Source organism: Streptococcus sp. DD11, from assembly GCF_001578865.1.
Classification (GTDB): domain Bacteria; phylum Bacillota; class Bacilli; order Lactobacillales; family Streptococcaceae; genus Streptococcus; species Streptococcus panodentis.
Genome location: NZ_KQ969392.1, coordinates 246,116 through 269,772, shown reverse-complemented (window position 1 = coordinate 269,772; position 23,657 = coordinate 246,116). Strand labels below are relative to the sequence as shown.

18 protein-coding genes are annotated in these 23,657 nt (G+C 47.7%); 13 read left to right on the top strand and 5 right to left on the bottom strand.

Features of this window, described 5'->3' with window-relative positions; translation table 11 throughout:
• Nucleotides 1-731 (top strand): CapA family protein (locus STRDD11_RS14035; protein WP_241209271.1); only part of this gene is annotated, 731 nt, incomplete at its 5' end.
• 229 nt (nt 732-960) lie between these two features.
• Complete coding sequence (locus STRDD11_RS01250) at nt 961-1,686, top strand: DUF554 domain-containing protein (RefSeq protein ID WP_128834594.1); 726 nt, start codon at nt 961-963, stop codon at nt 1,684-1,686.
• A gap of 470 nt (nt 1,687-2,156) precedes the next feature.
• On the opposite strand, the gene STRDD11_RS01245 is transcribed toward STRDD11_RS01250, so the two are convergent.
• Nucleotides 2,157-3,746 carry an ATP-binding cassette domain-containing protein gene (locus STRDD11_RS01245; protein ID WP_241209270.1) on the bottom strand — a complete coding sequence of 530 codons (1,590 nt, stop codon included), beginning with the start codon at nt 3,744-3,746 and terminating at the stop codon, nt 2,157-2,159.
• A gap of 248 nt (nt 3,747-3,994) precedes the next feature.
• On the opposite strand from STRDD11_RS01245, the gene STRDD11_RS01240 reads away from it, so the two are divergent.
• Nucleotides 3,995-4,840, top strand: coding sequence for an Rgg/GadR/MutR family transcriptional regulator (locus STRDD11_RS01240; protein ID WP_128834591.1), 846 nt, complete (start codon nt 3,995-3,997; stop codon nt 4,838-4,840).
• Between the two features lie 55 nt (nt 4,841-4,895).
• On the opposite strand, the gene STRDD11_RS01235 is transcribed toward STRDD11_RS01240, so the two are convergent.
• Nucleotides 4,896-5,768, bottom strand: coding sequence for an AraC family transcriptional regulator (locus tag STRDD11_RS01235; protein ID WP_128834589.1), 873 nt, complete (start codon nt 5,766-5,768; stop codon nt 4,896-4,898).
• Nucleotides 5,769-5,873: 105 nt separating this feature from the next.
• Between STRDD11_RS01235 and STRDD11_RS01230 the strand changes: the two genes are divergently transcribed.
• The 4 genes from STRDD11_RS01230 to STRDD11_RS01215 all read left to right on the top strand — a co-directional run bounded on the left by STRDD11_RS01230 (nt 5,874) and on the right by STRDD11_RS01215 (nt 12,614).
• A complete protein-coding gene (locus STRDD11_RS01230) occupies nt 5,874-7,319 on the top strand; it encodes a glycoside hydrolase family 1 protein (RefSeq protein ID WP_277592688.1) in 1,446 nt (481 codons plus the stop codon).
• Nucleotides 7,309-7,695, top strand: a complete 387-nt coding sequence (locus STRDD11_RS01225) for a VOC family protein (protein ID WP_128834584.1) — start codon at nt 7,309-7,311, stop codon at nt 7,693-7,695. The genes STRDD11_RS01230 and STRDD11_RS01225 overlap by 11 nt, the downstream gene beginning before the upstream one ends.
• A gap of 236 nt (nt 7,696-7,931) precedes the next feature.
• Complete coding sequence (locus STRDD11_RS01220; RefSeq protein WP_128834582.1) at nt 7,932-10,025, top strand: transglutaminase domain-containing protein; 2,094 nt, start codon at nt 7,932-7,934, stop codon at nt 10,023-10,025.
• Nucleotides 10,026-10,478: 453 nt separating this feature from the next.
• Entirely contained in the window at nt 10,479-12,614 is a 2,136-nt protein-coding gene (locus STRDD11_RS01215) for a transglutaminase domain-containing protein (protein WP_128834579.1), read from the top strand.
• 86 nt (nt 12,615-12,700) lie between these two features.
• Here STRDD11_RS01215 and STRDD11_RS01210 read toward each other — a convergent pair whose 3' ends face one another.
• The 3 genes from STRDD11_RS01210 to STRDD11_RS01200 all read right to left on the bottom strand — a co-directional run bounded on the left by STRDD11_RS01210 (nt 12,701) and on the right by STRDD11_RS01200 (nt 16,527).
• Nucleotides 12,701-14,425 (bottom strand): ABC transporter permease/substrate binding protein, encoded by a 1,725-nt coding sequence (locus STRDD11_RS01210; protein ID WP_128834577.1) that lies wholly within the window; start codon nt 14,423-14,425, stop codon nt 12,701-12,703.
• A gap of 14 nt (nt 14,426-14,439) precedes the next feature.
• A complete protein-coding gene (locus STRDD11_RS01205) occupies nt 14,440-15,630 on the bottom strand; it encodes a quaternary amine ABC transporter ATP-binding protein (RefSeq protein ID WP_128834575.1) in 1,191 nt (396 codons plus the stop codon).
• A gap of 246 nt (nt 15,631-15,876) precedes the next feature.
• Entirely contained in the window at nt 15,877-16,527 is a 651-nt protein-coding gene (locus tag STRDD11_RS01200) for a GntR family transcriptional regulator (RefSeq protein WP_128834572.1), read from the bottom strand.
• A 214-nt stretch (nt 16,528-16,741) separates the two neighbouring features.
• Here STRDD11_RS01200 and STRDD11_RS01195 point away from each other — a divergent pair, with 214 nt between their 5' ends.
• The 6 genes from STRDD11_RS01195 to STRDD11_RS01170 all read left to right on the top strand — a co-directional run bounded on the left by STRDD11_RS01195 (nt 16,742) and on the right by STRDD11_RS01170 (nt 23,426).
• Nucleotides 16,742-18,415 (top strand): MutS-related protein, encoded by a 1,674-nt coding sequence (locus STRDD11_RS01195; protein WP_128834570.1) that lies wholly within the window; start codon nt 16,742-16,744, stop codon nt 18,413-18,415.
• 7 nt (nt 18,416-18,422) lie between these two features.
• Nucleotides 18,423-19,253 carry a Cof-type HAD-IIB family hydrolase gene (locus STRDD11_RS01190; protein WP_128834568.1) on the top strand — a complete coding sequence of 277 codons (831 nt, stop codon included), beginning with the start codon at nt 18,423-18,425 and terminating at the stop codon, nt 19,251-19,253.
• Nucleotides 19,253-19,885, top strand: a complete 633-nt coding sequence (locus STRDD11_RS01185; RefSeq protein ID WP_128834565.1) for an SGNH/GDSL hydrolase family protein — start codon at nt 19,253-19,255, stop codon at nt 19,883-19,885. Before STRDD11_RS01190 ends, STRDD11_RS01185 begins: the two co-directional genes overlap by 1 nt.
• Nucleotides 19,886-20,006: 121 nt before the next feature.
• Nucleotides 20,007-20,888, top strand: a complete 882-nt coding sequence (locus STRDD11_RS01180; protein ID WP_128834563.1) for a helix-turn-helix domain-containing protein — start codon at nt 20,007-20,009, stop codon at nt 20,886-20,888.
• Nucleotides 20,889-21,459: 571 nt separating this feature from the next.
• Nucleotides 21,460-21,912, top strand: coding sequence for a MarR family winged helix-turn-helix transcriptional regulator (locus STRDD11_RS01175; protein WP_128834560.1), 453 nt, complete (start codon nt 21,460-21,462; stop codon nt 21,910-21,912).
• A gap of 374 nt (nt 21,913-22,286) precedes the next feature.
• On the top strand, nt 22,287-23,426 hold the full coding sequence (locus STRDD11_RS01170; RefSeq protein ID WP_128834558.1) for an ABC transporter substrate-binding protein: 1,140 nt from the start codon (nt 22,287-22,289) through the stop codon (nt 23,424-23,426).
• Nucleotides 23,427-23,657: the final 231 nt, after the last annotated feature.

The following is a 23,657-nucleotide window of genomic DNA, read 5'->3' as shown; positions in this document are numbered from 1 at the left end:
AGCCTATCGGTGTCTATCCACGCGAAAGCCGCAGTCAGGCACCTATTTTGATCAAGGAAGTCAAGGGCATTAAGATCGCGCTGCTGGCTTACTCCTATGGCTACAATGGCATGGAGGGCCTGCTCAGTCAGGAAGATTATGACAAGCGCCTGTCTGATTTGAATGAGGAAAAGATGCGATCTGAGATAGAGCGAGCGGAAAAGGAAGCGGACATCACCGTCGTTATGCCCCAGATGGGGGTAGAGTACCAGCTGCAGCCGACAGAGGAGCAAGTGGCTCTCTATCATAAGATGGTCGACTGGGGAGCAGATATCATCTTTGGCGGCCATCCGCATGTGGTGCAGCCGTCGGAGGTTTTAGATAAAGGCGGTCAGAAGAAGCTGATCATGTATTCGATGGGGAACTTTATCTCCAATCAGCGCCTCGAGACTATGGAGGGCATTGACAATGCTCAATGGACCGAGCGCGGGGTGCTGATGGATGTCACGATTGAAAAGACGGCCTCGGGCACGCAGATAAAAAGCGCCCAGGCTCATCCTAGCTGGGTCAGCCGAGCCGAAAAGGAAGGGATTTCCCCCGAAGGCTATCCCCTCTATACCTACCAAACCTTGATTTTGGATGACTTTATCGAAGGCGGGAAGTACCGAGACAGGCTGGATCAGGAGACCAGAGCACGGATTGACACCGCCTATCAGGAGATGAAAGAGCATGTGCATTTGGATTGGGAATGATAAACTCATCTTTCGGCAGAATTTTGAACCGGATTATTTCTGTTCGTCCGGTTCTTGCTATTTTAAAATCTGAAACCTTGCTATAATAAAAAGGATTTGTTTTATTAGATGCTAGATTGGAGAATCAATAGTTAGATAAAGAAGTTTAACATTGTATCAGGTCGGACTCTCCCATATGGTATAATAGGGGGGATTGATATAAAATAGATGAAATAGAAAAGAGAGTATTATGTTTGGTTTAGGGACCTTGGTGAATGCTGCTGGTGTGGTAGCGGGTGGTTTCTTGGGGCTGCTGATTGGCAGCCGGCTGCCGCATGGGCTGCAGGATTCTTTGATGAAAGCGACAGGGCTGGCGGTGCTGTTTCTGGGTTTGGCGGGGGCGCTAGAGCAAATGCTGCAGGTCAGTCAGGGACAGCTCGTCAGTCGGGGCTCTATGCTGGTCATTATCAGTCTGACTGTGGGGACCCTGATAGGTGAAGCGCTCAATATTGAGCAGGCCTTTGAGGACTTTGGCAAATGGCTGAAAAGAGTGACCAAAAATGAGAGGGATACGACTTTTGTAGATGCCTTTGTGACCGCTTCTCTGACGATTTGTATCGGAGCTATGGCTGTGGTAGGCTCCATTCAGGATGGCCTGAGGGGCGACTATTCAATCCTTTTGGCTAAGGCTGTGCTGGATGCTATCATTGTCCTAATCTTGACAGTTTCAAAGGGGAAGGGTGCCCTGTTTGCGGCTGTGCCCATCCTGCTGATTCAGGGCAGTCTCACGCTCTTGGCGCATTTTCTGGCTCCCATTATGACAGCAGCTGCCTTGGATAATCTCTCCATGATTGGCTCTATCTTGATTTTTTGCGTTGGCATCAATCTCATCTGGGGCAAACTCCTCAAGGTGGCCAATATGCTGCCGGCTCTGATCTTGGCGGTAATGCTGACTTTTTTGCCGTTTTTTGGCTAGAGCAGCTGGTGATTCCCACTGTTCGTCATGCAGATAGACAGGATGGCTATTTTACAAAGTAGGAATTACGGATAAAAGAGGCTGAGACAGACTCCCATGATGGCTGCGTCCTCACCCACAGAGGGATGTATCTTTGGGAAGATACTGTATAAAAGTCCTTTAGTCTCGCTTTGTTTTGGTAAAAAACTCTTGACGCGGTAGCTGATTGCTCAAAGCACTGCTTTGAGGTTGCGGATGGGACTTGCGAAGCAAGTCTCAACTTTGTTCGTCTTTTAGACTTATCCCCAACCTCTCCCAGTCCCCCGGACTGTGAGAGCCTCGCGGGCTGGGGAACCTTTTCAGCCTGAGTTTAGAAACAAAAGAGTGAAGGGAACTAAATTTTTAAAAATTTAATTCTTATACGGTATCTTCCAAAAGATGCTTTTTCCTTATCCGCTCCCTAAAAGAAGTGCTTCGCTATTGGTGACTACCTATTGCTCAACCAGCTGGTGATTTTGCAAGTGATAGTGAACATCATAATCTTCAATCTGGTATTTATGAGCTATTTCGATAATGGTTGCAGGTAATTTTTTTAGCAGCTGGTGTATTTCTTTGGCATTTTCCGAATCCAGCGAGGAAGTTATTTCATCGGCTAGCAGGATAGGTTTTTGTCTTAGGAGGCTGCGGGCAATCTCTAATTTCATTGCTTGTCCGCCTGATAAATTATTGCCATTTAGCCTATAGTCCAGCTTTTCAGGAATTTCATCCCATAGGTGAACTTTTTTTAGAACTTTTTCTAATTCCGAATCAGAATAATCTTGAAATAAAGTTAAATTGTTTCGCAGCGTATCATTGAATAGATAAGGATTCTGGTGAATGAGTGAGATAGTGCTATAGGAGGGCTGATAAACCTGTTTAGAAGAATCGATAAGCTTAGCTTCTCCGCTGAAATCAGAATCTTCCCCGGTTAAAATTTTAAAGAAACTTGACTTTCCGCTTCCGCTGCTGCCGGTCAATAAAAGATGCTGCCCCGGTTTTGCTTGGAAGGTTAGATTATTAAAGAGAAGCTTATCTGAAAATTTTTTAGTTAGCTGTTCAACCTGAATCGTAGGAATTTCATTCATGGGTCTAGCCTGGCATTCATTTGTTTTTAAATTTCTTAAGGAGAGAACAGATAATATTTTCTTTCTAAGAGGACTGGTTGATTGGAGACTTGCACTAGCTTCTAGAAGCTGCTGCAGGGGGCTGATAAAGTTAGTGGAGGCAGTCATCATAGCAATCAAGGTAGTAAGGGACATGCCTGAGGAATTGAGCAATAAGAGGCCGATAACAAAAGGCACAATCATGCCCAGGCCTTTCAAAGGACCGGTCCAAAACATAACAATATTATGAGAAGTATAAAATTTATATTGAGCTGTTTCAGCAGCTTCAACGTCGTCAATTAATTTTTTGGAAAAGTCTTCCCCGGCCTGGTTGCTGCGAATGGTGAGGACACCTTTGCTAAAATCTGTCATTCGTTTTAAGCTGGTTTCTCTTGCCTTGCTAAAGTTTTCTCCGGCAGTTTGAAGCTGTTTGTTAAAGACAAACTGAGGGATAACCATTAACCCCCCTCCGACTGAAAAGAGCAGTCCTAACAGAAGATTTTGGCTGACTAAATAAGTGGCAGAAACAAGGATGGATAGTCCCCAGACTGGATAGATCAGCAGGGGGATGAGGTATTCCTGCCAGAAGAGAGGCAGGTCCTGACTTAAAAAAGAATTCAATTCGGAAGCTGAATAATTTAGAGCTTGACTGTAGTAATTTTCAACAGCAGTTTGCGTTAGTTTTATGTTAAAATCCTTGATAATGGACCGCAAAAGAAGATTGTTGATGAGCATGCAGAGATAGATGAGCGTAAATAATACAAGACTGATGGATCCGAAGACGACTATGTCTAAAACAGAGGTTCGGTTTAGGCGCCCAGCAAATTGGATAATCAAAGATAGACTGATACCCTGAAAAGAGTAGAGCAGGGCAAAAAATAGATAGAGTATCAGTTTCCACTTGCTAAGATGTTTTATAATTTTAATCATTGCTTTCATCCCCTCTCAATTCGTAAGTGAGGTTACCTGATAAAATCGCTAAATCAAAGCTGTTGAGGATAGCTTTTTTTAAATTTTGGCATCTTTCATTGAATGGCTGCATTTTTTACTTCGATTTCATTATCGAAGTCCCGTTTTTGAATTTCTTCGACAATCATCCTTCTTCTCCTCCTTTCATTTTTTATACGAGTATTGTATAATAATACACAATTGACAGTGAATTTTTTCGGAAATCCGAAAGGGGAAGTATGGAAGCAAGAGAAAAATTTAAAGTCATCCGTAAGCAGCGTCGCTTATCCTTAAAAGATTTAGAGTCTGTTGCAGGTTCTGCAACAAGTATATCTGATTATGAAAATGGCAAAACAAATTTATCTTACGATACACTTTTTCAATTATTGGGTTTTATGCAGATTGAATATAATGAATTTTTTTCGATAGAGGACTTCTATCCATCGACTTTCTTAAAAGAAGTAAAAAAATTGCAAATTGCTGTTTTAAATGAGGATATAGAAGGACTTGAAGTCAGTAAAAAGACCTTTGAAAGGCTTTATTTAGTAAAGAATTATTATCTTTACCATATCATTAGTCTGACCATAGCAGTTGTAATATCGAATTTACAAAATGAAAAAGCGGATTCAAAAGCTATTTCAGAACTGACTGATTATTATTTTTCAATTGATTACTGGACCAATCTTGATGTGGGACTTTTTGGTAATACTGTCCGTTATTTTACTAGTCCGGCCCTGCAAGTTTTTTTTCAAACAATATTTCGGATTGTCCAAAGACCTCCTCAAAATAATATAGATCGAATTAAAATAGATACTTTATTGAATTGCGCATCCGTTATAATTGAAAGAAGAGAAAAGGATTTGGCTGATGCCATGCTCCTAAAATTGAATCATTTAAGCTATGCCAGTCACTTTTCATTTGAAAAACTGAATCTACAGGAATTGAAGGCTGTCTATGAATCCATCTGGGGCGATCAAAATATGGGCCAGGAACGTCATCAGCGCGTTCTGACAGCAGTAGCCTTGCTTTTTTCTGCAGAGGAAGCAGAAGCTTGGGACAGAGCCTTTAAAAAGCTTGTCGGCTAGGGAGATAGACTAAGAACGGATAAAAGACCCGTCCTATAGTGTGGACGGGTCTTTTTCATTTCTTCCGATACTGGCTGGGGGTCATCTGGTAGTATTTTTTGAACTGGCGGTTGAAGTTGGAAAGGTTGTTGAAGCCGGACTGGCTGGAGATTTCAAGGACTGACAGAGTGGAATGCTGCAGGAGCTCAGCCGCCTTGCGCAGGCGGAATTGAATCAGGTATTCAATGCAGGAAACGCCCAGATGTTTTTTGAAGAAATTCATAAAATGAGTCGAGCTGTAGCCGCAAATCTTGGCCAGCTGGTCAATGTTGAGGTCTTCCTGATAGTGAGCATTGATATAATCAATGATGGAGCGGATTTTCTCCTCCTTGCGGTAGCCCTCGGGTGACAGGTCTTTGGAGACGATGTAGTCATTTTCAAAGAGCAGGAAGAACAGCTGATTAAGCTGAGCCTTGAGCTGAAACTCAAAATAAGGCTTTCGATAGTAGCCGGTCTCCATAGCCTCCAGCAGGCACTTGCGGATTTGAGGGTAGGCGGCATCCTTGGACTTGATGACATGGGAAAAGTCCAGCTGGCCGTTATAGAGCGGCTGCAGGTAGTTGATACTGGCCTGGTCCATGGCAGAATAGCCCATCAAATCCAGATGAAAGTTGATGGCATCCATATAGTGGCGCTTGTCCTCAATAGGGTGAATGGAGTGGAGGGCATTGGGCCGGATAAGGATAATATCACCCTGCTCGCTGTTGAAATAGTCGTCATCAATATGAAACTGAGCTGTTCCTTCATGGACATAGATAATCTCGACATCGGTATGCCAGTGGAAAAGAATATCGGGATGTCCATTTTCCGTAATCGTCCGGGTCAGTGAGTAGGGAGTGCCTTGGTTTTTGTAAATGGTATTTTTGTGAAGTTGCCCTAAATCAATCATGTCCATGTCCTTTCGTAGAATAATATCAGTTCTTAAGATAATTGTGTTGGAAATCTTGTTTGACAACTATTATAATATAATTATAAAAAAAACGAAAGAGGAAAAATGCAAATGAGTAAATTTCCAAAAGGTTTTCTTTGGGGGGGCGCCACTGCGGCCAATCAGTATGAAGGTGCCTACAATGTTGATGGAAAAGGCTTGTCTGTTCAGGATGTGACGCCCAAGGGCGGAGTTCCTGCCAGTCCGACTGATCACAATCCTGTGATTACCGAAGCTCCGACTCCTGACAATCTCAAGCTGGGGGGGATTGACTTCTACCATCGCTACAAAGAGGATATTGCGCTCTTTGCAGAAATGGGCTTCAAGGTTTACCGCACCTCTATCGCTTGGTCACGGATTTTCCCGAATGGGGATGAAACGGAGCCTAATGAAGCCGGCCTTCAGTTTTATGATAATCTGTTTGATGAGCTGGCGAAGTACGGCATTGAGCCTTTGATTACCCTATCCCACTATGAAACGCCCCTGCACTTGGCACGTCAGTACAATGGCTGGGCCAACCGTGATTTGATTGGCTTTTATGAGCGCTATGTCCGCACGGTTTTTACCCGCTACAAGGACAAGGTCAAGTATTGGCTGACTTTCAATGAAATCAATTCGGTCCTTCATGCGCCTTTTATGAGCGGCGGCATTGCGACACCTGTTGAGGAGCTGCCCAAGCAGGACCTCTATCAGGCTGTCCATCATGAGCTGGTCGCGTCAGCTCTGGCGACCAAAATCGGTCATGAAATCAATCCTGAATTTAAGATTGGCTGTATGGTCCTGGCTATGCCGGCCTATCCAATGACACCGAAGCCCGAAGATGTTCTGGCTGCGCGTGAGTTTGAAAATCAAAACTATCTCTTCTCTGATATCCATGCACGCGGCAAATACCCTGCCTATATCAACCGTTTCTTTAAGGAGAAAGGTATCGAGATTCAGTTTGCACCGGGTGATAAGGAATTGCTGGCTGAAAATACAGTAGACTTTATCTCCTTCTCTTACTACATGAGTGTGGTAGCGGCTCACGATCCAGAAAACTATTCTTCCGGCCGCGGCAATGTGCTGGGCGGGCTGCAGAATCCGCATCTGGCTAGCTCTGAGTGGGGCTGGCAGATTGACCCAGTCGGCCTGCGTCTGGTGCTGAATGCCTTTTATGACCGCTATCAGCTGCCGCTCTTTATCGTGGAAAATGGTCTGGGGGCCAAGGATGTCTTGGTAGACGGCCCTAATGGCCCGACCGTAGAAGATGACTACCGCATCGACTATCTCAAGCAGCATTTGCGGCAGGTAGGAGAGGCTGTTGAAGACGGCGTAGACCTTCTGGGCTACACGACTTGGGGCTGTATTGATTTGGTTTCTGCGGGAACGGCAGAACTGAGCAAGCGTTACGGATTTATCTATGTGGACCGCAACGATGACGGTACGGGCAGTCTGGCTCGCTACAAGAAGAAATCCTTCGACTGGTACAAGGAAGTCATTGCGACGAATGGAGGGAGTTTAGATGAAGATTGAGCATGTAGGGCTGTATGTCCTTGATTTAGAAGGCGCTAGACAGTTCTTTCAGGATTATTTTCAGGCGGCAAGCAACTCCCTTTATCATAATCCTAAAACTGGTTTTTCCTCTTACTTTCTGACCTTTGCATCTGGAGCGCGTCTGGAAATCATGACACGAGAGCATGATTTGGCAGATGCCAAAGAGGATTTGTACCAAACAGGCTATCATCACTTGGCTTTCGCCCTAGGCAGTCAGGAAGAGGTGGACCGACTGACGGCCCGTCTGGAAAGAGATGGCTATCCTGTCCTGAGCGGCCCCAGAGTGACCGGAGACGGCTACTACGAGAGCTGTATCCAGGCTTTTGAAGGAAACCAAATCGAACTGACCATTTAAACCAGCTCCTTATAAGACAAGCAAGTCAGGACAAAGATGCCCTGGCTTTGCTGTTTATAAAATTGTGAAAAAATTTACAAAAATATGCGACTACTAAAACAAACTGTGGTATAATATGTGTAGAATATCTATTTTTTAGAATAGAAACTAGCAATAAAAGAATTTATAATAAAGCGAGAGCTAAAATAAACTATGATATAATATTTAAATAATATATTTTTCAGGAGGGAAAAATTATGAGCAGGAAAATTCGTTTCTCTATACTGCTTATTCTTTTGGTTTGTTTTCTGCCGGGATGTGCTTTGTTGCCACATACTTCGGGACCAGACGGTGCCAAGACAGAACTATCAGAAAGCATGAAAAAGCTCAAGGAAAAGTACAATAAGGATGCTCCCTATGAGATGCAGGACCAGGTCGTCCATGTCAAGGAGAATGAAGCCTTGGCCTTCCCGACTAAGATTAGTAAGTTGGGAGAGATGGAAAGTCTTAAGAAGGACCAGGAGCTTAACTCTTCTTTTGAAATCTATGCAGACAGCGACCTTAAGATTATGCTGACCTCGGATTTTGTCCTGGAAGATGGAAAACTGCAGCTCAAGCCAGGCCATAACTTTTCAGGCTACCAGGTCGCACCGGCCGGGGACCGGCAGTCCTATGAGCTGGTCAGAAACAATGAATCCTGGGGCGTTTACGACACCCTCTTTCTGCTCCAGCGGGATGATGCTGAGACCGGCAAGGCTCTGGCCAAGCCCAAGCTCTGGGTGGTCAAGATTGATAAGGAGGATCGGGATAAAATCTCGCTCAAGGCCAAGGCCAGCCTGCTGGAGGACGGCCGCCTGCAGCTGGAATGGACGGCAGTTCCTGGAGCGGACAGCTATTCCATCGTCAAGCGTCAGCTGAAGAAGGGCTTGTCTGAAGGTGACCCAGGCTACTATGACTTTGTGGAAATCGATCGGCTGGAGTCTACCGTTTACCGGTCTGATCCGCCTATGGATACCTTGTCAGCCAGCAAAGAAGCTTCTCAGTCCCAGCGTAAGTTCCGGGCCTATGAGAGCCATTACACCGACAGTAAGGATGAGCTTGAGGCAGCTCCGTATGATTTGGTCGTGATTCCGCTCAAGGATCACAGCCCCATGGGTTCGCTGAGCAATCCCCTGTCATCTGACGGCTTTGCTTCCAGCATGCCGGATCAGATTGACTCTACCACCTTCCTTGCTAAAAGCAAGGAATTACGGGCCCAAGGCCAGCTGCCGACTGAGGCGCCGCTCCTGATGATGGACGGCAGTATCCACTATTTCCCAATCGTCTATGAACAGGTGGCTCCGGCTGCTGGCAACAGTGTCCGCTGCGCCGTTTCCATCAAGGGAATGCCAAGTATCAAGGATGAAGTCTACACACAAGGCAAGTCAGCAGAAGAAGTGCAGACCCTAGCCAATGAAAACAATAAGAATCTGGAAAGCCGCTCTAAATCAGGAGTCTACCAGCCTTATGTCAGTGTGGAAAAGGCCGATTTGGATCTCAAGGGACAAAAGGTCGTCAAGGATGTCTCTGATATTGAGGCTCGGGTCAAGGGCAGAAGCGCCATGACCGAATACTTTGCCAAGGCCCTGGCTAACGGCTCAGAGTATGTGGATTACAGTGCCTTTCCTGAGCTGGACTACAGCTCTCTTGCCAAGGTCATCCAGGAGGTCAAGGAAGATAACCCAACCCTGCCTCAGCACTTTGACTACCAGGTGGATGAGTCCCAGAATGTGGTCAAATTCATCTATAATGACAAGGATTTGGCTTCATCCAAGAAGGTGGAAGCCAAGGTCAAAGAAGTGGCCAAGGAGATTATCAAGGATGGCATGAGCAATCGGGAAAAGGTCCAAGCTATCAACCAGTATCTGGTCGACCATGCGACTTATAATGATGCGGCCTATGCCAAGTCCAAGGAAGTGGACAGACTGAGGAGTAAAAATCCTCGCAGTGACGAGGAAACCAAGCAGATGGGAGATATCGTCCAAAATGATCTCAACGGCAAATATGCCTCTGCCTGGGATGCTTCTGGTGTCCTGCTGGAGGGGACAGGAGTCTGCCAGTCCTATGCGGTGGCCTTCAATGCCCTGGCTCAGGAAGCCGGTCTGAATTCGCTCTATGTCTCTGGCGATGTCAATACCGGTGATAAACACGCCTGGAACCTGGTCAAGATTGACGGCCAGTGGCTGGTCGTGGACGTGACCTGGAATGATGATGACAAGGATCCGAATCAGTTCCTGCTCCTGTCAATGGACGATGCCAAATACCTGGAAAGCCACTATATGGATTACCAATACCGTGAAAAGTTAAAATAAGACTTTTTCCAAAAGGTTCTGTGAATGACCATGTTCTCAGAGCCTCTTTAAGTATAATTTGCTGGGGAGTCTGTTACCTCTTCCAACTGTCTGCTTTTTTGGTGATTTTTGATTCATTTTTCGGAGTCGCGCCTTTGTTGATTTTGGGTAAGACGTTTCCATTCTAGGGTCAAAGGATACTAAAACAAGATCAGAAATAGCCCTTCTTTACGGTAGCTTTATCCGTAGGCCCAAGGCAGTACTTTTGATTTTCTTTGGCTATAAGCAAACACTCCTTCTTCAAAATTAAAAAATTACAAAAAATAAGATCCCTAAAACAAACAGTGATATAATATATGTAGGCCGCCTGTTTTAGGATAAGGAATTTAGTATAAAAGAATTTATAATAAAGCGAGAGCTAAAATAAAATATGGTATAATATTCTAAGGAATGTATTTTCAGGAGGAACATACTATGAATAGAAGGATTCGTGTCATTTTACTGTCTGTTCTGCTGCTTTCTTTTCTGTCGGGCTGCAGCCTTTTTCAGAGAAATGGTGCAGGTCAGGGAGAGCAGTTTTCGGAAAGTGTGCGCAAACTGAGGGAAAAATACAGCAAAAACACTCCCTATGATGTGCAGGATAAGGTCATCCATATCAAGGAAAATGAGTCTATTGCCTTTCCGACAGAAGTGGGGAAGATGAATGACTTTGAGACCCTGCCTCACGAAGGACAGACCGAGCTGCTTTCTTCCTTTGAGCTCTACGGGGACAGCAATTTGCAAGGTCTTTTAGGAGCGGATTTTAAGTTGAATGAGGATAGGGAGGTAGAAATTGAACCGGCCTATCATTTCTCCGCTACCCGGGTGGAAGCCAATCAAGACCGTACGGAATACGGTCTGGCCAAGCAGGGCGAGAGCTGGGGCGTCTTTGATACCCTCTATCTGCTGCAAAGAGATGATGAGCATACAGGCAAAAAGCTCAAAAAGCCCAAACTGTGGGTGGTCAAGATTGATAAAAAAGGCCGCGACAAGCTGGCTCTGAGAGCCAACAGCAGCCTGCTCAGCGATGGCCGTCTGCAGCTGGAATGGACGGATGTGCCGGGCGCAGACTCCTATTCCATTGTCAAAAGAGAGTATGTCACCCTTCCTGGAAGTGACAGCAATACGGGTCTTTATAACTATAAAGAGGTAGATCGGGTTACTTCGACCGTCTACCGGACAGACCTGCCGACGACTTACGACACCCGCAACGGCGGCCGTTCGGGCGATGATCCTGTGAAGGAGCGGCAAAGGCTGCTGCAGGCTTTTGACCAGGATTACAGCAGCAGAAAGGCAGAGCAGAAGCCCTATGATCTGTTTGTCGTCCCTCTCAAAGGCCAGGAAGCTCTTGGCTCCATCAGCAATCCTATTTCTTCTGACAGCTTTGCCAAGCTCATGCCTAGTCAGATTGATTTTCGGACCTTCTCTGATCAGATTTCAGCCCTGAGGCAGCAGGGCAATATCCCTGCAGAAGCTCCGCTGCAGATGATGGATGGTCAGACCCAGAACTTTCCGATTGTCTATGAAAAGCTTGAAAAATCCGGCCGAGATGTCAGATGTCTGGTCTCTATCAAGGGCATGCCGACTGTCAAAACGGACTTTATCGTCCAGCAAGCCAGTGTAGAAGAGGTCCAGTCTGCGGCAGATCAGCACAATGAAGCGGTCAATAAAGCAGAGAGCAGGTCTGGTGCCTATGACAAATATATCAGCGTCGAGCAGGCTGACTTGGATCTCAATGGCAAGACAGTCGTTCGCGATGTGAGTGAAATTGAGGCTAAAGTAGCAGCCCAAAGTGCGGCGGAAGAATATTTTGCCAAGGCCCTTCTGTCCGATGCCGAATATGTCGACTACAGTGAATTTCCGGAGCTCAAAGGAAAAGATATCAGTGATTTGATTAAGAAGGTTGTGAAGCAAAATCCAGTAATTCAGCAAAATGTAGAACCTTCCATTGATGAAGACCAGCGTGTGGTACAGTTCAAATATGATGCGAAAGAAGCTGCCAAATATAAGAAAGCCCGCACGAAGATCAAGGAAGTCGTCAAAGAGATTATCAAAGACCAGATGAGCGATCGGGAAAAAATCGAGGCCATCAATCGATATCTGATTGATCACACCAGCTATGATCACCCTGCCTATGAAAGCATCGTGGCTTACGAAGATGTTCGTGATAATCCGAACTCCTCTGAAGAGGAAATTTCAAAAGCGCGTAAAAAATTAGATGATATCTCACGTCAGGATGCTTCTAGCTACGACATCACAGGTCCGCTCTTCGCGGGCAAGGGAGTCTGTCAGGCCTATGCTATGACCTTCCAGGCGCTGGCCCAGGAAGCCGGCCTGGAAACCATGTATGTGAGAGGGAATACTAGAGAAAGCTATGAGGGACACGCCTGGAACTTTGCCAAGGTAGATGGCCAGTGGCGGGCCTTGGATGTCACCTGGAATGATACCGATGGGGATAGCAACAAAGAGGAGAACAAGTACTTCCTGCTAGCTCTGGATGATCCGACCTATACAGAAGGTCACATTTCTGATCTTGAATATGACAGAGCTGTTCAAAATGATGGAGAGTAAAGCTTGCAGCTCTATAAATATAGCAAAAGACCGAGGCGATACTGTCTCGGTCTTGATTGTTTTGATGGGCAGCTCTTTGCGGGAGCTTACTTCTTCCAACTGTCCACTTCTTTTTGGTGGTTTTTGATCCATTCCTTGGCAGCGGCTTCTGGCGAAGTACCTTCGTTGATCTTGAGCATGACCTCTTCCATGTCTTTCTGGGTCCAGTTGAAGTTGTCCAGGACCTTATTGACTTCTGGCAGATCTTTGTCCAGATTTTGGCGGGTAATGGTGTGAATGGCTTCTTTGCCGCCCATGGTCCCTTTCGGATCCTCCAGATATTTAAGATCATACTTGGAGAACATCCAGTGAGGCGACCAGCCGGTAATGATAATATCTTCCTTATTTTTAATCGCTTGATCCAGCGCTGTGGTCATGGCTCCTGTTGAGGAAGAAGAAAGATTCCAGCCGCTGAGATTGCTGTATTCTTTCATGGTTTTTTCGGCTGCGGCCATGACGCCGGCACCGGGCTCAATTCCTGTAATCGTTTGTTTGGCCTGATTGGTCAGATCCTCGATAGAATTGGCATCGGTGTAGGCTGGCACGACCAGACCGACTTTGACGCCCTCTAGGTTGGGTCCCAAGTCCACAATCTTGTCCTTGTATTCCTCATAGAGAGAGGCATGAGTGGTCGGCAGCCAAGCTGAGACCATAGCATCAGCTTCACTATTGGCAACGGATTTCCACATGACGGCATTGTCCAGCGGAGTGATGGTGACATCATAGCCCATTTCCTTGAGCAACTCAGCCACGACATTGGTGGAAGCCACTTCTGAATCCCACTCGACATAAGCCAGATTGACAGCTTCCTTCTTGCCTCCCTGCAGCTTGGTCACCTGATTGCCGACAAAGGCGGTGAGGAGAACAGCGGCCAGAGCAGACCAGAGCATGACTTTTTTGCGTTTTTCCTTGGCTGTAACCGGCGCTTTTTTAGCCAGCGGCTGATTGAGCTTTTGGGTCAGCCGGTCGATGACGATAGCCAGAATGACCAGAGATACCCCGTTGACAAAGCCAGAACCGATGTCTGCGTGCTGCAGGGCAGAGAGGACACCGCGTCCCAAGCCGGGCGCCCCAATCATGGAAGCCGTCACGACCATGGACAGGGCCAGCATGATGGTCTGATTGACCCCGGCCAAAATGGTATTCTTGGCCAGCGGCAGCTCCACCTTAAAGAGCTTCTGCTTGGCGGTTCCTCCAAAGGAATCCGAAGCTTCTATCAGCTCGGTCGGGATCTGCCGGATAGCCAGATTGGTAAAGCGGACAGTGGGCGGCAGGGCAAAGATGACAGAGGCAAAGACCCCTGGCACCATGCCGATACCGAAGAAGGCAACGGCCGGTATCAGATAGACAAAGGCCGGCATGGTCTGCATGAAGTCCAGCAGGGGCTTGACAATGGCTTCGACCCGATTGCTCTTGGCCATCCAAATCCCCAGCGGAATCCCGATAATGATGGAAATCAGACTGGACACAATGACCAGCGTCACCGTATTCATGAGATTTTCCCAGAGTCCTTGATTGTAGACAAAGAGCAGGCCTAGGAAAGTCAGCAGGGGCAGGCCCAGCTTGCGGTTGGAAATCAAATAGGTAAAGACAGTGATGACTGCAATAAAGAGCAGGGGCGGGATAAAGAGCAGGGTGTCTGTCATCCCGTTCATCAGAGCGCTTCCGATAGCCTGCAGGACAGAAAAGAGGCCGGAGAAGGTATCGGTCACCCAGTTGGTGAAAGCCTCCACCCATTGGGAAACGGGGATTGGCTGCTGTAAAATATTCAAAACAAGAACCTCCCTTATTCTTCAGATTCGTTGGTATTGGCCAGGGCCTCGATAACCCGGCCCTTGATAATAACGCCGACTAGTTTGTCCTGATCGTTGACCACAGCCAGGGGCGCCGGTGAATCATAAATCAGCGGAAAAATATCTGTAATCAGGGTTTCCTGCGTCACCTTGCGGACGTTTTTATCAATCACTTCAGCCAGCGGCTGGTGCTGCTTGCGGGCATCGCGGGCAGCTTCGGCTGTCAGGCTGCCCTTGAGGCGGCGCTTTCTGTCCACAGCCAGAAGCATGCTGACCTCTTCTTTTTTCATGCGGTTGAGCGCCACAGTCGGCCCGTCAATGTCAATATTGGTCGTCAGCGGCGTTGTCATAATGTTCTGCGCTGTCAGGACCTTGGAGCGGTCCACATCTTCGACGAATTCCCGCACAAAATCATTGGCTGGATTGGTCAGAATGTCCTCACCGGTGCCAATCTGCATAATCTGACCGTCAGCCATAATGGCAATGCGATCGCCGATCCGCAGGGCTTCATTGAGGTCGTGGGTGATAAAGATAATGGTCCTTTCCTGCTCCGCCTGCAAATCCAGCAGTTCATCCTGCATTTCCCGGCGGATGAGGGGGTCGAGAGCTGAGAAAGCCTCGTCCATGAGCAGAATGTCCGGATTGTTGGCCAAAGCACGGGCCAGACCGACCCGCTGCTGCATACCGCCGGACAGCTGTTCCGGATATTGGTCCTTAAAGCTGAGCAGGCCGGCATTGTTCAAAGCCTGCTCGGCCAGCCGGGTCCGCTCTTCCTTTTCAACTCCCCGGACTTCCAGTCCGAATTCGGTATTTTCGAGAATGGTCCGATGGGGAAAGAGTCCGAAGTTTTGGAAGACCATATTGAGCTTGTGGCGGCGCACTTCGCGCAGTTCTTCCTCATTCATCTTGGCCACGTCCTGACCGTCGATATAAATATCGCCCGAGGTCGGGTCAATCAGCCGATTGAGCAGGCGGATCAGGGTGGACTTACCGCTGCCGGACAGCCCCATGATGACAAAGATTTCGCCGGCCTGGACCTCAAAGTTCACATCGTAAACCCCGACAGTTGCCCCGGTTTTCTCCAAAATTTCTGTCTTGCTTTTGGCCTGCCGGACCATGTCCAGTGCCTGTTTTTGCTTTTTCCCAAATATCTTGGTCAAATGCTGTACTTCAAGTTTATTCACTTTATTTCTCCTTTTGCAAAAGTGACTACATATAAATTTTATAGAGTTGTCACTTAAAAGACCACCTAAGTATACCATTGTGTGGTCACTTTGTCAAACCGGAGAAGGCGGCCGCGGGGACTTTTGAAATGAAAATGGAGCAGTTTTCCGCCTTTTTCTGAAAAGCAGCTATTCCCCGCAGGCCCATAACAATCCGCCTAAGCAGTGGAAAAGCGCATGGGAGCAGAAGAAAAAACAAGCGCATTGTCACTTGTTTGTTTCATTTTCATTAAAAAATAAATTATGCATGAGTCCGACCGAGAGCTCATTGCCGACAAAGTAGATCATATCGCCGGCCTGAAGCTTGGTATAGGGGCCGGGCGAGATGAGGAGCTGGTCTCCCTGCTGGACAGCTACAATGGTGGCACCGGTTGAGTGCCAGACATTCAGTTCATTGATGGATTTTTCCAGATTGATGGCTTCTGCTGTCAGCTGCAGTTCATAAGGATTGAAGGGGAAGCGCTGCTGGATATCCTTGGTCCGTCCCAACAGCTGGCTGAGCAGCTGGGAAAAGTTGGCAAATTCTTCCTCCTGGCGCTGAATGCTCTGCTGGAGCTTGCTTTTCAAATCCTGCAGAGAGTTGACATCCTTATAAGTTTCCAGAAACTGCTGGGCCTTTTCCTTGGAAGAAATGAAAGCTCCGCTGCCATGCCGGACTTCCATAATCTCCAGATCAACCAGCACATTGATAGCCTTGCGGGCTGTCTCCGGCGAAACATTGAAATTGCTGGCCAGAGTAGAGCGGGCATAAATTTTACTGCCGACAGGGTACTTGCCGTCAACGATTCGCTCGGCGATTGCCACAGCAATCTGCTGGTAGCGCGGGAAAGAAACTTCTTTTTTACTGAGATGAGCCATGGCTGCCTCCAATTCCTAAGAGAGTATAGCTATGATTATAATATAAAAATGAGAGATTGAAAAGAGGGGGAGAGAGCAGAATTAAAAATGAGGCTTGTAAAAGCTGCGGAAATTTTTCTCAGCCTTATCCGCCTGCTCCGGTCTTTCTTTTTGCTATTTTAAGTAGTATAATATGTCTAAAAGTCGGGTTTTTCTGGAAAGGATGAGCATAGTCATGTCACAGTTTATGGTGGTGTTTCTGGGGATTCTGGCAGTGCTGCTGCTTGTCATTGTCTCTGGCATTCGGAGCAAGCTTCGCTTGAAAAAGCGGCTGGCTGCTGTTTGGGGCAGCCGCGAGCGGGTCGGTCAGCGGCCTGACAGTCAGGCCAGTCTGTATGAGTCCTTTCTGCTGGACAGGGAGGAGCAGTCCTACGACAGCTTGGTGGATGACCAGACTTGGGAGGATTTGGATTTTCATCAGATTTTTGAAGAGATTGATACCGCGTCCCAGTCCAGTCTGGGCTCAGAGTATCTTTACAGCCGCCTGCGTCTGCTGCGGTTTGAGCCTGATCAGGACTTGGAGGCCCTGCAGTGCTATCTGAGCCAGCATCCGCAGGAGCGTTTCCAGCTGCAGCTGCTCTTTGGCCAAATCGGCAGGAAAAATCACAATCAGGCCAAGAAAATCGTCTGCCGGCCGGCGCCGGCCAATCACCGAGGGGGCCTCTATCTGCTGCTGGCTCTGCTGCCGCTGCTGTCCCCTCTGTTCTTCTTTGTCAGCCCTCCTTTGGGCTATCTGCTGCCCCTGCTGAGCATGACCTTTAATATTTTTTACTATCTGCTGACGCGCTGGTCGCTGGATATGCGCCTGGACAGTCTGGGCTATCTGGTAAGGGTCTTTTATGTAGGGGGCAAGATTGCCCGCATGGATCTGCCTGGGCAGGATTCCCTGAAAAAAGCGAGCAAAGCTTTCAGCCGGACCAAGCTTTTCGGTCCGGTCTTTCGGCCTCAGTCCGGTGTGTCCGAATTAGAGATATTTTTCCTCTATATTAACTCTGTCCTGCTCCTTCCCCATCTGGCTCAGGCCTATATCTCCAAGCGGCTGGTCCGCTACAATCAGGAAGCGCGGACCGTGCTGGATTTGCTGGGCCGCTTAGAGGCAGCCATTGCTATCCTCAATTACAAGGAAAGCCTGCCTTTTTATGCCCGGCCGGAATTTTCAGAAGAAGGCGGTCTGGTGGGCAGGGAGCTCTATCATCCCCTGCTGAGCCAGCCTGTCAGCAACGATGTTCAGTTCTCCGGCAATGTGATGATTAGCGGTGACAATGCTTCGGGCAAGTCCACCTATCTGCGGACAGTAGCAATCAATGCTGTCTTGGCGCAGGCTCTGGGCTTTACCTGCGGCCGTCAGCTGCGGCTGCAGTACGGTCACGTCCTGACAGCTATGGATGTCAGTGATGACATAGGAAGCGGCGACAGCTACTTTATCGCAGAGAGCAGGGCAATCCTGCGTATGCTGGACTCCTTGGAGGAGGGGGGCCTGCATTACTTTTTCATTGACGAGCTGTTTAAGGGGACCAATACGGTTGAGCGGATTGGGGCTGGTCTGGGCATTATCCGCTGGCTGGCTCAGCGTCCCTGTCTCTATATGGTCTCCAGCCATGATGTGGAGCTGGTAGGAGCCTCCGGCGGACTCAATGAGCAGTACCATTTTGACAGCCAGTACATCAAGGGTGAGATTGTCTTTGACTATCAGATCAAGCCAGGCAGCGCCCTGACCAAGAATGCGGTCAATACGCTGGAAAGTCTGGATTATCCAGCGGAGCTTACTGAGGCTGCCAGAAGGGTCATCCACCATTACGAACAGAGCGGCCAGTGGACCTTGCAGGCTGCAGAAGGAGAAAGGAAATGAAGCAAGCATGGCAGTAAAACTGATTGCGACAGATATGGACGGGACCCTGCTGGATCAAAACGGTCAGCTGGACCTGCCGCGCCTGACTGCGGCGGTAGACCGGCTGGAGGAGCGCCAGATTCGCTTTGTGATTGCGACCGGCAATGAAATGCCCCGTATGCGCCTGCTCTTGGGAGATCTGACCGAGCGGCTGACGCTGGTCGTAGCCAATGGCGCCCGGATTTTCCATAAAAATCAACTGATTGCAGGCAGTTTTTGGGCGCCTGAGCTGGTCGACGAGAGTCTGGCATACTTTGCCGGCCGGGAGCAGGAGCTTCATCTGGTGGTGACGACCTCCCAGGGCGGCTTTGTGCAGGAGGGAACCCAGTTTCCCCTGATCGAAAAGGTCATGACCAAGGACATGGCCCAGCTTTTTTACCGGCGGATGCACTTTCTGCCCCGTCTGCAGGAGCACGCTTTTACAGATGTTCTCAAAATGAGTATGATGGTAGAGGAAACAGCGGCAGCTGAGCAGACCCGGCGGATCAACCGGCACTTTGCCGGCCGTCTGTCTGCTGTCACCAGCGGCTATGGCGCTATTGATATCCTCCAGAGCGGTGTCCACAAGGCTTGGGGGCTCAGGCAGCTGATGCAGCGCTGGGGCATTCAGGCAGAGGAGATCATGGCCTTTGGCGACAGTGAAAATGACTTGGAAATGCTGGAGCTGGCAGGGATTTCCTATGCCATGGCCAATGGCGAGGACAAGGTCAAGCAGGCGGCCCAGCATATGGCGCCGGCCAATAGTCAGGCTGGCGTGCTGCAGGTGCTGGAAAGCTTTTTAGAAGAAGGAGAAAGATAATGGCAGTTCAGTTATTGGAAGAGTGGCTGCTCAAGGAGCAGGCCAAAATCCGGACCAACTATCGGGAGCTCAATGCCATCTCGGTCAGGGAACCGGACATCATTTTTATAGGAGATTCGATTGTCGAGTATTACCCTCTGCAGGAGCTGCTGCAGACCTCCAAAGCACTGGTCAACCGCGGTATTCGCGGCTACAAGTCCGACCTGCTCCTGCAGCATCTGGATGCTCATCTCTTTGGCTCTGCGCTGGACAAGATTTTTCTTCTTATCGGCACCAATGATATTGGCAAGGAAATGCCGCAGGCAGATACGCTGGCCAATGTGGAGGCTATTATTCAGGAAATATCGAGGAGCTACCCGCTGGCTCAGCTCCAGCTGCTGTCCGTCCTGCCGGTCAATGAGTCCGACAGCTACAAGGGGACGGTCTATGTCCGCACCAATGCCAAGATTCAGGCCCTCAATCAAGGCTACCGCGACTTGGCCGCAGCCTATATGAATGTCCAGTATCTCAATGTCTACGATGTCTTTCTGGACAGTCAGGGCCAGCTGCGTCAGGATTTCACCAGCGATGGAGTGCATCTGACCATAGCCGGCTACGCCGCCCTGTCAAAAGTTTTGCAGGGGTATTTATAGATTCTGCAAGGAAAAATGTAATATAAATAAAATGCAAATTTAAAATAAGTCATCGAATGCTATTATTTTGGTCATGGTCTTATGCTATTCTGGAAAAAACAGAAACAGTAAGGGGAAGACCATGCAAAATTTGATGGAGTTAGGGGAGCTTTATAAAGAGCTGAGAATGGCCAGAGGGCTGAAATTAAAGGATGTAGCCAGTGACAATCTTTCTATTTCTCAGCTCTCCAAGTTTGAAAACGGCCAGTCCATGCTGTCGGCTGATAAGCTTTTTGTAGCTATTGAAGGCATTAATATGACCCTGATGGAGTTTGGACATGCCTTTAATAACTATGAAGACAGGGCTTTTTTCAAGCTGGGAGATCAGATTGCGCAGCTGCATGCAAGGCAGGATATTGAGGGCCTGAAAAGGCTTTTAAAGGTGCTTGAAAGCAAGGAAGACAAAAAGGTCTATGATAATCTGAACCTGCTGATTGTCAAGGAAAACATCCACTTTTTAGACAGGAGTTTTGAGATAAAAAAAGAGGAAGTGGAGTTTCTGACCAGCTATCTTTATGGGATTGATGAGTGGACAGAGTATGAGATTTTTCTTTTTGGCAATACCCTGTCCCTGCTGTCCAACAGTGACTTAGTGTTCTTGGGCAAGGAGTTTGTCAAACGGGACAAGTTTTACCGCTCTATTCCGACCCACCAAACTGCTGCTAAGCTAACCTTATCCAACCTGATTTTTGTGCTAATTGAGCGCAGAGAATTCGACTATGTCACCTATTTTTTGGATATTTTAGAGGATTCTGTGGATTATGAGGACATGCTGATTATTACTTTTTTGAATTTCTTTAAATTGCTGCTGACCTATATCAAATCCGGTCAGTTTGAGGAGCTGCTGCAGATAAAAGAGTATATCGCCATGGTCAGAAAGCTGGGAAATAGCCAATTAGCCCAGCATCTGGAAGCCAACTTGGAGCCCTTTATACAGGTATCTGCTTGCCCTCGCTCTAATTGAAATGCTTGGATTTTCTTTGCGTATGATTGTCTGAACAAGAGAAAACCGCCCTTTGCCGGACGGTTTTTTAGAATCAGCTCATTTTAGCCAAATGGCCGAATAAAGACAAAGCCTTGATTGGGATTGAAAATAGACAATAAGAACATGGATTTCACCTCCTGACAATCAGTGTAATGTTTAGCTTAAAAATGACCGAATAAAAAGGGCCGAATAAAGATAAAAGCCAAAGGAAAAACTGCGACAGAAGAGACGAATGTCAACATAAAGATTACCTCCAACATGTTTTCCTCCCTTATTGTAACATTGAAAAATGGGAAAACGCTGTTTTCTCAAATAAGAAAATAGTCGACAATAATTCTCTTATATGAGAAAGAGCAGCGGCCCGGCCGTCAGCTGCTCTTTTGGATGTCCGGTGGGACAGACTCCCATGATGGCTGCATCCTCACCCGCAGAAGGAGGCAGCTTTTGGAAAATACCGCATAAAAAGGGGGCATTTGCTCTTGACAAACATTCTAAATGGCATTACAATGGTTTAAAGTTCCAAATCGGATTTATAACAAAGGAGAATGCCATGCGTCAGGAATTTAGAAGTTTAATGAAGTCGGTCAATCGTGTAGAATTTGTCTTTGAGGCCATTCAAAAGTCTTTGGGAGAAAAAGGAAAGCTGGGCTGGCTCTTTTATGTGCTGGACGATGGGCAAGCCCACAGCCAAAAGCAGCTGTCAAAGGATTGGATGATTCCCCGCTCTACATTGAATGCCATTGTAAAGAAGGCAGAAGAGGAGGGCTTTGTCGAACTGCGGCCAGTTCCTAAGACGCGGCGGGAGCTGGAAATCCTTCTCACAGAGAAGGGCAAGGCAGCGGCAGATGAACTCCTGCAGCCCTATATAGAGCTTGAGGATCAGGCCCTGGCTGAGACGGCTGAGAAATACTCTCATCATTTTGTGGAGGTGTTTGACTATTTTTCAAAAAATTTGGAGCAAAAGATTATTCAGGGCATCATGGAGCAGGAGCGGGATTTTTAATACCGCCTTTTTCTTTTCCTAATTTTCAGCAGAAGAAAAGGGCAATTGAAGGCCAAAAGTAAGGAAGAAAAAAAGTGAGTTCAAATCGTTGACAATCTTTCACACTTGGTTTATAATTCTCTTATAAATTCTAATAAGAATTTTAAACAAAAAGAAGAGCTGCATTTCTTAGCGTTTAGCTACAAGGCACTGCTCAATGAAGATCGAAATCAGAACCTGCAGATGAGGCTTCCGCTGGGAAGTATCAACAAGCTCCGGCGGAGGTTTTGATTTTTGAAAAGCATTGCCCGGCTCTTCAGTCTGTCGTCCATCACTCTGCCGGCTGCAAACCCGCTCCGGCCTCTGCAAAAAGAAAAGATTAGAAAAGAGAATAGATGAAATTCACTAAAAAAACAATGGCCGCTTCGCTGCTGGCCCTCACTGCTGTAACGGTCCTTGCTGCCTGCAGCACTGCTAAAAAAGATGACAAAGCCGCTTCTGATAAGGGAGTGGCTGTCGAGACCAAGAGTCTGGATACCCTGTACCAGGAGGCGCTGAAAGAAGGCGGAACGGTCGTCTACTATGCCGGCGGAGATACTGCAGAGCAAAATGACGATACAAAAGCCGCTTTTGAAAAGAAATTCCCCGGTATGAAGCTGGAAGTAGTCACAGACTACAGCAAGGTCCATGACGGCCGTCTGGAATACCAAATGGCCACCGATAATGTCGTGGCCGATGTTGTTCAGCTTCAAACCCTGAATGATTTTACCTACTGGAAGAAGCAGGGCAAACTGCTGGAATACAAGCCTGCAGCCTGGGATAAAATCTATAAAGATTTCAAGGATCCAGACGGTGCTTGGGTTGGCGGCTATGTCTTGGCCTTTGGAAATGTAGTCAATAGCAAGGCTTTGGGCAGCATTCCTGAGCCTAAGACAGGGCAGGACCTGCTCAATCCAGAGCTCAAAGGCAAGATGATTTCCACTTATCCGAATGATGATGATGCCGTACTCTTCTGGTACAAGCAGATGATTGACAAGCATGGATGGGGCTGGATGGAAAATCTCATGAAGCAAGATCCTAAGTTTGTCCGCGGTACACAAGAGCCGGGTGACAAGGTTGCTGCAGGAGATTATGCGGTTACTTTGGGAACAGCCGGTCTGCTGGATGCCTCTGCTGAGTCTCATCTGGTCATCCCGGAAAAAGACGGTTTTGTGGCCTGGGCACAGCGGATGGCTATCCTGAAAGATGCCAAACATCCAGCGGGTGCAAAATTATTTGAAAACTGGCTATTAGACAAGGAAACTCAGGAAAATAATATCTTCCAGTGGAGTGTCCGGACGGATGTGACGCCTGCCGGTGTCAAGCCTATCTGGGAATATAAAAATGCCAACATGAAAGAATTTGTAGACTTCATGGAAGACCGGGCTGAAGTAGAACGCTTCAAAGCTCAGATCCGCCTCTTTGTCGGGGATGTGCAGGGGGCTTCATCAGCCGGTGAACGCGGTCTGACGCCGACTACCCGTCAGCCACAATAAAGAATCCCTGCCAGCGGCAGCAAAATGCCAGCCTCTTTGAGTCGGTGGATGGAGCTTCCGCTAGGAAGTGTCAGGCTGCTCTCACAGTCCTTCCGGATTGTTGGAGCAAGGCGGCGCTGATATGGTTTGAAGAGATTTCGAAGAGTAACAATTCGGGGCCGGAGAAGACAGGGGATTGCGCTTTTAGAGCAGTTTGTTGGCCTTTGCGTCATCCTGTTCCGGCAATAAAGA